This is a genomic window from Alsobacter soli, from assembly GCF_003004785.1.
In the GTDB taxonomy this organism is placed as follows: domain Bacteria; phylum Pseudomonadota; class Alphaproteobacteria; order Rhizobiales; family Beijerinckiaceae; genus Alsobacter; species Alsobacter soli.
On record NZ_PVZS01000054.1, the window covers coordinates 1 to 10,282 of the forward strand.

At 70.6% G+C, this 10,282-nt stretch carries 9 protein-coding genes and 1 pseudogene; 8 read left to right on the plus strand and 2 right to left on the minus strand.

Annotation, left to right across the window (positions count from 1 at the left end; genetic code table 11):
* Window positions 1–298, plus strand: a pseudogene (locus SLNSH_RS25075) (hypothetical protein); the annotation flags it as partial.
* 201 nt (window positions 299–499) lie between these two features.
* Here SLNSH_RS25075 and SLNSH_RS23705 read toward each other — a convergent pair.
* A complete protein-coding gene (locus tag SLNSH_RS23705) occupies window positions 500–1,225 on the minus strand; it encodes a GntR family transcriptional regulator (protein WP_245422465.1) in 726 nt (241 codons plus the stop codon).
* Window positions 1,226–1,382: 157 nt separating this feature from the next.
* Here SLNSH_RS23705 and araD point away from each other — a divergent pair, with 157 nt between their 5' ends.
* The 4 genes from araD (at window position 1,383) to SLNSH_RS23725 (ending at window position 7,179) form a co-directional block, all read left to right on the plus strand.
* A complete protein-coding gene (gene araD, locus SLNSH_RS23710) occupies window positions 1,383–3,128 on the plus strand; it encodes an L-arabinonate dehydratase (protein WP_106340683.1) in 1,746 nt (581 codons plus the stop codon).
* Between the two features lie 12 nt (window positions 3,129–3,140).
* Window positions 3,141–3,857: a ribonuclease activity regulator RraA gene (locus SLNSH_RS23715; protein ID WP_106340685.1), complete on the plus strand. Its 717-nt coding sequence runs from the start codon at window positions 3,141–3,143 to the stop codon at window positions 3,855–3,857.
* A gap of 1,089 nt (window positions 3,858–4,946) precedes the next feature.
* Entirely contained in the window at window positions 4,947–5,873 is a 927-nt protein-coding gene (locus SLNSH_RS23720) for an EamA family transporter (protein ID WP_106340687.1), read from the plus strand.
* Between the two features lie 49 nt (window positions 5,874–5,922).
* Window positions 5,923–7,179 (plus strand): DUF763 domain-containing protein, encoded by a 1,257-nt coding sequence (locus tag SLNSH_RS23725; protein ID WP_106340689.1) that lies wholly within the window; start codon window positions 5,923–5,925, stop codon window positions 7,177–7,179.
* A 6-nt stretch (window positions 7,180–7,185) separates the two neighbouring features.
* Here SLNSH_RS23725 and SLNSH_RS23730 read toward each other — a convergent pair whose 3' ends face one another.
* On the minus strand, window positions 7,186–7,950 hold the full coding sequence (locus tag SLNSH_RS23730; protein WP_106340691.1) for an aldolase/citrate lyase family protein: 765 nt from the start codon (window positions 7,948–7,950) through the stop codon (window positions 7,186–7,188).
* A 282-nt stretch (window positions 7,951–8,232) separates the two neighbouring features.
* Here SLNSH_RS23730 and aroQ point away from each other — a divergent pair, with 282 nt between their 5' ends.
* The 3 genes from aroQ (at window position 8,233) to SLNSH_RS23745 (ending at window position 10,087) form a co-directional block, all read left to right on the plus strand.
* On the plus strand, window positions 8,233–8,682 hold the full coding sequence (gene aroQ / locus SLNSH_RS23735) for a type II 3-dehydroquinate dehydratase (protein ID WP_106340693.1): 450 nt from the start codon (window positions 8,233–8,235) through the stop codon (window positions 8,680–8,682).
* Window positions 8,683–8,790: 108 nt separating this feature from the next.
* Window positions 8,791–9,102 (plus strand): hypothetical protein, encoded by a 312-nt coding sequence (locus SLNSH_RS23740; protein ID WP_106340695.1) that lies wholly within the window; start codon window positions 8,791–8,793, stop codon window positions 9,100–9,102.
* A 211-nt stretch (window positions 9,103–9,313) separates the two neighbouring features.
* Window positions 9,314–10,087: a ferredoxin--NADP reductase gene (locus SLNSH_RS23745; RefSeq protein ID WP_106340697.1), complete on the plus strand. Its 774-nt coding sequence runs from the start codon at window positions 9,314–9,316 to the stop codon at window positions 10,085–10,087.
* The last annotated feature ends 195 nt before the right edge of the window (window positions 10,088–10,282 follow it).

The window sequence follows — 10,282 nt, forward strand, 5'->3', positions numbered from 1 at the left end:
ATCCCCGACGGGCGCTCCCGCGCCGGCGCGCTCGGAGGCGGGGCGCCTGCTGGCGCGCGCTTCCGCGCTGCTGCGCGAGCGCGACATCGCGGGCGCCCGCCTGCTGCTCGAGCGCGCGGTCGAGGAGGGGAGCGCGCAGGCGGCGTACGAGCTGGCGCGCACCTACGACCCGCGCGTGCTCGCGTCCTGGTCCGCGCTGGGCGTGCCCGCGGACCCGGCGCGGGCGCGCGCCCTCTACACGCGCGCACGCGCGGGAGGCGTCGCCTTCGACACCGAGCTGCTGGTCAACCTGAAGTAGCGCGGGGTCGCGGCTGGTCGCCGCCACAAAAAAAGCGCCCCCGCGGTGATCCGGCGGGGGCGTTCAAGGGCAACCTGGAGTGTCTCGCAGGAAACTGAAATGCGCGACCCCGGCATGGCACCACAAACCGGCCGGCGGCGCGAATCACAGATTGTTGCAACGCGAAATATCAATTGTGATCGAGCTTGAGCGAAGCCGTATTCACGGCTGAAGAAAATCCGGGCGCCGCGCCCGGATCTCTTCGACATTCGCGACGGTTCCGGCCAGATGCCTACGCATCGCCTCGTCCGCGGCGGCGGGATCGGCCGCGCGCAGCGCCGCCGCAATGGCGGCGTGATCGCCCAGGATGGCCTCGCCCTTGCCGGGGCTTGGCAGATGAAGCCGACGCAGCCGGTCGAGATCGCCGCTGCGCGCCCGCGCCAACCTCCAAAGATCAGGAACGCCCGCCGCCTCGAACAGGGCGAGGTGAAAGGCCTCGTCTTCGGCCGCGAAGCCGGCCAGGTCCTGGGCCGCAAGGAGGGCCTGCATGCGGGCGAGGCTGCGGTCCAGTTGCTCGGCCAGCCCCGGACGGGGCGCCGCGGCGAGGGTTCGGACCACCTCCGTCTCCAGGGACCGCCGGAGGAAGTGCGCCTGGTTCGCGGCCTGCACGTCGATCCTGCTGACGGCCGTCGCGTATTGCGGGAAGACCTCGACGAGGCCTTCCTGCTCCAGGCGCATCAGCGCGTCGCGGATGGGCGTGGAGCTCACGCCGAAGCGCGTTGCGAGCTCGGCGCGGGACAATGGCGACCCTGGCGGCAGCGCCAGGCTGATGATGGCGGAGCGAAGCCACTCATAGACCTGGGGCGCCGCCTGCCGCCCGCGCTCGAGGCGCGGCGGGGCGGGAAGGGCGGAATCCGGGGGCGACGGTGCGAGCGTATGCAGCGACATGGCAGCCTCCATACCATCGCGCTTGCCGGCCCGCCACTAATGCATTAGTGCCTGGGCTGCGCAACGACGCACCGGGAAACGCTCGACCGCCCGCCACTGGCGCGCCCTCTGGCTGTCCCGTTCCTTCTCGACACGGCTCACGTGTAGGACGCCAGCGATGACAGATGCTCCCCGCAAGAAGACCTATGACGAGCTGCGCAGCGCGCGCTGGTTCGCGCCCGACAACCTGCGCGCGTTCGGCCATCGCTCGCGGCTCATGCAGATGGGCTACGCCCCGGCGGACTGGGTGGGTCGCCCGGTCATCGGCATCCTGAACACCTGGTCCGACCTGCAGCCCTGCCACGTCCATTTCAAGCAGCGCGTCGAGGACGTGAAGCGCGGCGTGTTCCAGGCCGGCGGCTTCCCCGTCGAGCTTCCCGCCTTGTCGCTCTCCGAGAGCGCCGTGAAGCCGACAACCATGCTTTATCGCAACATGCTGGCGATGGACGCCGAGGAGCTCATCCGCTCCCATCCGATCGACGGCGTCGTGCTGATGGGCGGCTGCGACAAGACCACCCCCGGCCTGCTGCTCGGCGCCACCAGCGCCGGCGTGCCGGCGATCTTCATGCCGGCCGGCCCCATGCTGCGCGGCAACTGGAAGGGCAAGATCCTGGGCTCGGGATCGGACGCCTGGAAGTACTGGGACGAGCGTCGCGCCGGCAACATCACGGACGCCGACTGGCAGGCCATGGAGGGCGGCATCGCCCGCAGCTATGGCACCTGCATGACCATGGGCACGGCCTCCACCATGACGGCCATCGCCGAGGCGATCGGCATGACCCTGCCCAACGCCTCGTCCATTCCCGCGGCCGACGCCAACCACATCCGCCTCGCCTCCGACTGCGGCCGGCGCATCGTCGAGATGGTGTGGGATGACCTCACGCCCAGCAAGATCCAGACCCGCGAGGCGTTCGAGAACGGCATCGCGGTCGCCATGGCGATGGGCTGCTCCACCAACGCGATCATCCACCTCATCGCCCAGGCGCGACGCGCCGGCCAGGACATCGGCCTGGACGACTTCGAGAAGGCGAGCCGCAAGGTGCCGGTGATCGCCAACGTGCGGCCCAGCGGCGACACGTACCTGATGGAGGACTTCTTCTATGCCGGCGGCCTGCCGGCGCTGATGAACCGCATCCGCGAGCACCTGCACCTGGATTGCCTCACCGTCACCGGCAAGACCATGGGCGAGAACATCGAGGGCGCGGAGGTCTACAACGACGACGTGATCCGCACGGTCGACACGGCCATCTACAAGGAGGGCGCCCTGGCGGTCCTGAAGGGCAACATCGCCCCGGACGGCTGCGTCATCAAGCCGAGCGCCTGCGCCCCGCAATACCTGAAGCACACCGGCCCGGCGCTGGTGTTCGACAGCTACCCGGAGATGAAGGAGGCGATCGACCGCGACGACCTCGACGTTACGGCCGACCACATCCTCATCCTGCGCAACGCCGGCCCGCAGGGCGGCCCGGGCATGCCCGAGTGGGGCATGCTGCCGATCCCCAAGAAGCTCGTGAAGCAGGGCGTGCGCGACATGCTGCGCATGTCGGACGCCCGCATGAGCGGCACCAGCTACGGCGCCTGCATCCTCCACGTCTCGCCCGAGAGCTACATCGGCGGCCCGCTCGCGCTGGTGCGCACCGGCGACCTGATCTCCGTCGACGTGGACGCCCGCACGATCAACCTCGAGATCAGCGACGAGGAGATGGCGCGGCGCAAGTCGGCCTGGGTCGCCCCGGAGCCGCGCTACCACCGCGGCTATGGCTGGATGTTCTCCCGGCACATCAAGCAGGCCAACGAGGGCTGCGACTTCGACTTCCTCGAGACCACCTTCGGCGCGCCCGTGGGCGAGCCCGACATCTTCTGATTGGAGTCCCCCATGAGTCTGAAGCCCGAAACCCGCGAAAAGCTGAAAACCGTCAGCAGCGCGACGATCTGCACCGCGCTGTTCAAGCGCGGCTTCCGCAACCAGTTCATCCAGGACGTGCGGCCCCTCAATCCGAACGTGAAGCCGATGGTCGGCGAGGCGTTCACCCTGCGCTACATCCCGGCGCGCGAGGACCTGAACCCGATCTCCGTGTTCCAGGACCGCGCCCATCCGCAGCGCAAGGCCGTGGAGGAGTGCCCGCCCGGCGCGGTGTTCGTGATCGACAGCCGCAAGGACCCGCGCGCGGCCTCGGCCGGCTCCATCCTGGTGACGCGCCTGATGAAGCGCGGCGTCGCCGGCGTGGTGACGGACGGCGGCTTCCGCGACAGCCCTGAGATCGCCGACCTCGACATCCCCGTCTACCACAACCGCCCGGCGGCCCCGACCAACCTCACGGTCCACCAGGCGCTCGACATCAACGTGCCGATCGGCTGCGGCGACGCCCCGGTGTGGCCCGGCGACGTGATCGTGGGCGACCGCGAGGGCGTCGTGGTGATCCCGGCGCACCTCGCCGACGAGATCGCCGACGAGGCCGTCGAGATGACCGCCTTCGAGGACTTCGTGACGGAGAAGGTCAACGAGGGCCGCTCGATACTGGGCCTGTATCCGCCCACGGACGAGCAGAGCAAGGTCGACTTCGCCGCCTGGCGCAAGGAAAAGGGCCGCTAATCGCCTCGCGCCGTCGTCCCCGGCCGGAGCGCCGAAGGCGCGGAGGGGAAGGGGATCAGGGCTGCGCGCGCCGGGCTCTCCGAGCGCGCGCCGACCAACATTCCCGAGATGGCGCCCAGTCCCCTGGATCCCCTTCCCGGCGCTTCGCGCCGCCGGGGATAACGGCGGAGAGAGTGGCGCGCGCGTTTCGGAGATGGTGGCGCGATTAGTGTGACGTCATGGCCGGGCTCGTCCCGGCCATCCACGTTTCAGCCGCCGCCAATCAGCGTGCCGCGCCCGCGTGGATGCCCGGGTCAGGCCCGGGCATGACGGCTCCTTGGTCCCGTCGAAACCTGGATCGCCTCGCGCCGTCATCCCCGGCCGGAGCGCCGAAGGCGGGGAGGGGAAGGGGATCCAGGGGCAGCGCGCGCCGTGTGCAGGCCTTCGCGCTGCCCAGCCCACGGTCTTTCCGAGATGGCGCCCAGTCCCCTGGATCCCCTTCCCGGCCTGCTGCGCAGGCCGCCGGGGATGACGGCGGAGAGAGTGGCGCGCGCGTTTCGGAGATATCAGCGCGATTAGTATGACGTCATGGCCGGGCTCGTCCCGGCCATCCACGTTTCAGCCGCCGCCAATCAGCGTGCGGCGACCGCGTGGATGCCTGGGTCAGGCCCGGGCATGACGGCTCGTCGGCTTACACGCCTGGATCGCCTCGCGCCGTCATCCCCGGCCGGAGCGCCGAAGGCGCGGAGGGGAAGGGGGCCAGGGCAGCGCGCGCCGTGTTCAGGCCTTCGCGCTGCCCAGCCCACGTTTCTCCGAGATGGCGCCCAGTCGCCTGGATCCCCTTCCCGGCCTGCTGCGCAGGCCGCCGGGGATGACGGCGGAGAGAGTGGCGCGCGCGTTTCGGAGATGGTGGCGCGATTAGTGTGACGTCATGGCCGGGCTCGTCCCGGCCATCCACGTCTCAGCGGCTCCCGATGAAGCGCGCCGTCCGACGTAGCGGGCGACCCGATGCTGCGACGCATCACGTTTCCTGATGGCGCTTCTCACGCAAATGCATTTGTTCCGGGACGCGCCGGGGAGCATGGTGCGCCGCCTTCCGGAGGTCCCCCGATGCCCGGCGCCTTGCCGCTCTCGCACGTTCTGCTCGCCCTTGGCGTCGTCGCCGTGTGGGGGACGAACTTCGTCGTGATCCGCATCGGCCTGACGCATCTGCCGGCTCTGGCCTTCGCGGCCCTTCGCTTCGCCTTCGCGGTGTTCCCGGCCATTCTGTTCATCCGCAGGCCGGCGGCGCCCTGGCGCCACCTGGCGCTTTATGGGCTCCTGATCGGCGCAGGGCAGTTCGGACTCCTCTTCATCGCCCTGAAGGGCTTTATCGCGCCGGGCCTCGCGTCCCTCGTGGTGCAGTCCCAGGTGTTCTTCACCATCGGGCTCTCGATGGTGATGGCCGGGGAGCGGGTGCGCGCCTACCAGGTCGTCGCGCTGGCGCTGGCCTGCGTCGGGCTGGCCGTGATCGCCGCCCATGTGGACGCCTCGACGACGCCGACCGGTCTCGCGCTGGTGCTGCTGGCGGCAGCCTGCTGGGCCGCCGGCAACATGGTGGTGAAGGCGAGCGGGCGGGTGAACGTGGTGGCCTACGTGGTCTGGTCCAGCCTCTTCTCCGTGCCGCCGCTCGTGGGGCTGTCGCTGGCCTTCGAGGGCTGGGACGCGGTGTGGGCAGGCCTGCGCGCCGCCGGGCCGGAGACCTGGGCCGCGGTGCTGTGGCAGTCGGTCGGCAACAGCCTGTTCGGCTACGCAGCCTGGGGCTGGCTGCTGGCGCGCCATCCGGCCGCCTCCGTCACGCCGCTCGCGCTGCTGATCCCGGTGTTCGGCCTGGGCGCCTCCGCCGTCTTCCTGGGCGAGCCCATGCCGGCCTGGAAGATGCTCGCCACGGGGCTGGTGATGGTCGGGCTGGCGCTCGGGATGTTCTGGCCGCGGATCGCGGCGCGGCTGGGGGAGGGGACCGCGAAGGCGGAAGCCGACGCGGGTCGGGCGGCCTAAAGCGACGATGCCGCGCTGCGCCGGGCGCGACGCCGCGCTATAAGGGCGCATGGCTCAACGATCCGGCAGCGCCGACCTGCCTCTCCACGGCGGGCGCGTGCCCAGATGGCTCGCCGATCGCATGACCCGCCTCGGGGCGGTGATCTGCGAAGCCATCGTCCATCATTACGGCCGAGAGGAGCTGCTGCGTCGGCTGGCGCACCCGTTCTGGTTCCAGTCCTTCGGGGCCGTGATGGGCATGGACTGGCACTCCTCCGGCATCACCACCAGCGTGATCGGCGCGCTGAAGCGGGGGCTGAACCCGCTGGCCGGCGAGCTCGGCCTCCATGTCTGCGGCGGACGGGGATTGCAGTCCCGGCTGACGCCTGGTGAGCTGGTCGCGATCGGCGACCGGGTCGGCCTCGACGGCGGGGCTCTGGCCCGCGCCAGCCGGCTCGTCGCCAAGGTGGACAGCGCCGCCGTGCAGGACGGTTTCCAGCTTTACCTGCACGGCTTCATCGTGGCCGACGACGGCCGCTGGGTGGTGGTGCAACAAGGCATGCACGACGCCCGCCGGCAGGCGCGGCGCTACCACTGGCTGTCGGAGGGCCTCACCAGCTTCACCGACGCGCCGCACGCGGCGATCGAGGGGCGCGCGCTGGACAGCGCCATCGTGAATCTCACGGACAAGCGGGCTGAGCCTTCGCGGTCCGCGCAGCTCGCCCTCCTGGGCTCGCTCGCCCCCGACCGCATCGCGGAGCAGGCCGCCGCCCTGGACCCGGCCCCGCCCAGGGCCCCCGCGAAGGAAGAGCCGCAGCTCGCGCTGCCGCATCTCGTGATGCCTGACCACCACGATGTCCGCCCGACCGACGTCAACACGCGCCGGCTCCATGGCGCTCTGGCCGCCGCGGCCGAGCGCGGGCCGGAGGACTTCGCCGACCTGCTGCTGACGCCGGGCGTCGGCGCCCGCACGGTCCGCGCGCTCGCCATGGTGGCCGAGGTGGTGCACGGCGCGCCCTATCGCTTCAGCGACCCCGCGCGGTTCTCGCTCGCCCACGGCGGCAAGGACGGCCACCCCTTCCCGGTGCCGCTGAAGGTCTATGACGAGACCATTCGGGTGATGAAGTCGGCCGTCACCGGCGCCAGGCTGGACCGGGACGAGGAGCTCGCCGCCATCCAGCGCCTTGACAGGGAGGCGCGCCGCCTCGAACGGGTCGCGACCGGGCCCACGGTGGAGGACTACATCGCCCAGGAGCGCGCCGACGCGCCCGCCTATGGCGGCCGCACCGTCTTCGACGACCGGCCGCCCCGGCTCAAGCCGCGCTGAGCGCGGTCAGGACCGGAACTGCTTCAGCAGGTTCTCGGCCCCGCGCGCCAGGATCGTGGCGTCCACGCCCACGGCGGTGAACACCACGCCGAGCTCCATGCAGCGCTTCGCGAAGGCGTTGTCGGGGGTCAGGATGCCTGCCGGCTTGCCGCAGGCGCGGATGCGCCGGATCCCGTCCTCGATCGCGGCCACCACCTTGGGATGGCCCTGCTCGCCGATGCAGCCCAGGCTGGCCGCGAGGTCCGCCGGGCCGATGAAGACGCCGTCCACGCCCGGCACGGAGGCGATCTCCTCCAGGCGGCCCAGCGCCTCTTCCGTCTCGATCTGAACCAGGAGGCACAGCTCCTCGTGCGCCCGCTTGCCGTATCCGGCGACGCGTCCGAACCCGGTCGCGCGGGTCACGCCGGAGACGCCGCGGATGCCTTCCGGCGGGTAGCGCATGGCGGAAACGGCCGCCCGGGCTTCCTCGGCGCTCTGCACGTAGGGGATGAGGAGCGTCTGGGCGCCGAAATCGAGCAGGCGCTTGATCAGCACCGCGTCGTTGCTCGCGGGGCGGACGATGGGCGTCACCGGGTAGGGAGCCGCCGCCTGCAACTGGGCGAGCACCGTGAGCGGGTCGCCCGGAGAATGCTCCGTGTCGAGCAGCAGCCAGTCGTAGCCGGCGCCGGCGAGCGCCTCGACCGTGTAGGAGCCGGGCAGGCTGCACCAGAGCCCGATCTGCTGGCGTCCTTCGAGAATGGCGCGCTTGAAGGTGTTCTGGGGGAGTTGCATGGCGGACTCTCGGGACGCAGGGGAAGGGCGGCCTTCCCGGACAGTGAATGAGCGCCCGACCGGCGCCGCGGTGCGACGCCCGAGTCGGGCCCGCAACAGTGCCCGGTCTTCCGGCCGGCGTCGACCGGCGCGGCCTCCGAATCCGAACTGGCGCATGGACAAGCGCCGCGGTCTCGCCCATGAAAACGGCGACGGGCCTCGGACTCACCGGTCCCGCCCCAACGCTCCGCGACGCCGGACGCCAAGATCCGGGCCGCCCCTGTCCCGACGGAAACCGACCCGATGAGCCGCCTCGTCTACATCCTCAACGGCCCCAACCTGAACCTGCTCGGGAAGCGCCAGCCGCAGATCTACGGCTACGAGACCCTGGCCGACGTGGAGGCGGACTGCCGCAAGCTGGCGGGAGAGCTCAAGCTCGACATCCGCTTCCACCAGAGCAACCGGGAATACGAGATCATCGACTGGGTGCACGAGGCGCGCGAGTCCGCGGGCGCTATCGTGATCAACCCCGCGGCCTTCACTCACACCTCCGTCGCGATCCTGGACGCGCTCAACACCTTCGACGGCCCGGTGATCGAGGTGCACATCTCCAACGTGCACAAGCGCGAGTCCTTCCGGCATCACTCCTATGTGTCCCTGCGGGCTGACGGCGTCATCGCGGGCCTCGGAACGCAGGGCTACCAGCTGGCCCTGCGCCGCGTCGCGCAGCTGCTCGAGGAGAAGAAGGGCTGAAGCGCCCGACGGGGCCGGCGGGTGCGGCGTTCCAGATGCAACCACCTGGCCGGCTTGATCATTCCATGTCGTTTGGCCGGCTCGCGCCGGCTCCTGCGAGGATGCTCCATGCGCGCCACGTTCGTCGCCCCGTTGGTCCTGGCCTGCGCCCTGGCCGGGTGGAGCCCGGGGGCCTGGGCCGCTTCGGACCATCCGAGCCTGTCCCGCCTGACCCATGCCCGCCGCATGCAATGCCGGGCCGAGGGACAGAAGCACGGGCTCTCCATGGGGCCCCTGCGCCACTACGCCCGGGTGTGCGTGCGCCAGAGCCTGTCGAAGTGCCGCCAGAGCCTGCCGCTCGTGCCGCCCGGCGCCGGGCGCGCCGCGGCCATGCGCAAATGCCTGGCCGACTTGCGCCACTTCCCGCCCGTGCCTAGGTGATCAGCCGAATAGCCTTCGTCCGGCCGGCGCCTTACGGAAGTTCGGCATTGACACCGCGCGCGGACAACGGGAAGAGCGGGCGAACGATCCCGATCGACCCGGCCGGACCGCATCTCCCGGCGGGTGAAATCCATGACGCCGATGTCCCTTCGGGGCCGGCCCTCGTCCCGGACGAGCGAGCCGCCTGACTGGGACGATTTGCGAGGACCGCATGGCCGCCTTTGACGTCGAACGCGTGCTCCTGGTTGAGCACTGGACCGACACGCTGTTCAGCTTCCGCACCACCCGCAATCCCACCCTGCGCTTCGAGAACGGGCAGTTCGCCATGATCGGCCTGCAGGTGGACGGGCGGCCGCTGCTGCGCGCCTACAGCTTCGCCAGCGCCAACTACGATGACTACCTCGAGTTCTACAGCATCAAGGTGCCCAACGGCCCGCTGACCTCGCGCCTCCAGCACATCAAGGTGGGCGACGAGGTGATCGTCGGCCACAAGCCCACAGGCACGCTCATCCAGAGCAACCTCACGCCCGGCAAGCGCCTCATCATGCTCGCGACCGGCACCGGCTTCGCGCCCTTCGCCAGCATCCTTCAGGACCCGGCGATCTACGAAGCCTACGACAGCATCCTCATGGTCCATGGCTGCCGCACCGTGCCGGAGCTCGCCTACGGCCAGAGGCTGGTCCGCAGCCTGCCGGAAAACGAGTACTTCGGCTCGGAGGTGCGCGGCAAGCTGACCTACTACCCAACGGCGACCCGCGAGCCCTTCGTGCACCAGGGCCGCATCACCGACCTGATCGAGACCGGCAAGCTCTTCGACGACATCGGGCAGGGGCCGCTCGATCCGGAGACCGACCGCGTCATGCTGTGCGGCAGCCCGCAGATGCTGGCCGACCTGCGCGTCATGCTCGACAACCGCGGCTTCACCGAAGGCAGCGGGGCCTCCCCGGCCAACTACGTCATCGAACGCGCCTTCGTGGAGCGCTGAGCCGAGCTGGGGCTCGCACGAAGCCGTCCTTGCGAGTCGCGCAGCGACGAAGCGATCCAGGGGCGGGCGCGCAGGGTTTGGCGCTGGGCCCCCTGGATGGCTTCGCTGCGCTCGCCATGACGGACTGATGCAGGCCCCGACAAGGCCACGCCTTGGCGAAGCAAGCTCCGTCATCCCCGGCGGCCCGCGCAGCGG

What these genes read in the sequence shown, in the direction of transcription:
- SLNSH_RS23720 (WP_106340687.1), top strand. Translation starts at nt 4,947, where the DNA reads ATGCCCGGCGCCTTGCCGCTCTCGCACGTTCTGCTCGCCCTTGGCGTC.
- SLNSH_RS23725 (WP_106340689.1), top strand. Translation starts at nt 5,923, where the DNA reads ATGGCTCAACGATCCGGCAGCGCCGACCTGCCTCTCCACGGCGGGCGC.
- aroQ (WP_106340693.1), top strand. Translation starts at nt 8,233, where the DNA reads ATGAGCCGCCTCGTCTACATCCTCAACGGCCCCAACCTGAACCTGCTC.
- SLNSH_RS23730 (WP_106340691.1), bottom strand. Translation starts at nt 7,950, where the DNA reads ATGCAACTCCCCCAGAACACCTTCAAGCGCGCCATTCTCGAAGGACGC.
- SLNSH_RS23740 (WP_106340695.1), top strand. Translation starts at nt 8,791, where the DNA reads ATGCGCGCCACGTTCGTCGCCCCGTTGGTCCTGGCCTGCGCCCTGGCC.
- SLNSH_RS23705 (WP_245422465.1), bottom strand. Translation starts at nt 1,225, where the DNA reads ATGTCGCTGCATACGCTCGCACCGTCGCCCCCGGATTCCGCCCTTCCC.
- araD (WP_106340683.1), top strand. Translation starts at nt 1,383, where the DNA reads ATGACAGATGCTCCCCGCAAGAAGACCTATGACGAGCTGCGCAGCGCG.
- SLNSH_RS23715 (WP_106340685.1), top strand. Translation starts at nt 3,141, where the DNA reads ATGAGTCTGAAGCCCGAAACCCGCGAAAAGCTGAAAACCGTCAGCAGC.
- SLNSH_RS23745 (WP_106340697.1), top strand. Translation starts at nt 9,314, where the DNA reads ATGGCCGCCTTTGACGTCGAACGCGTGCTCCTGGTTGAGCACTGGACC.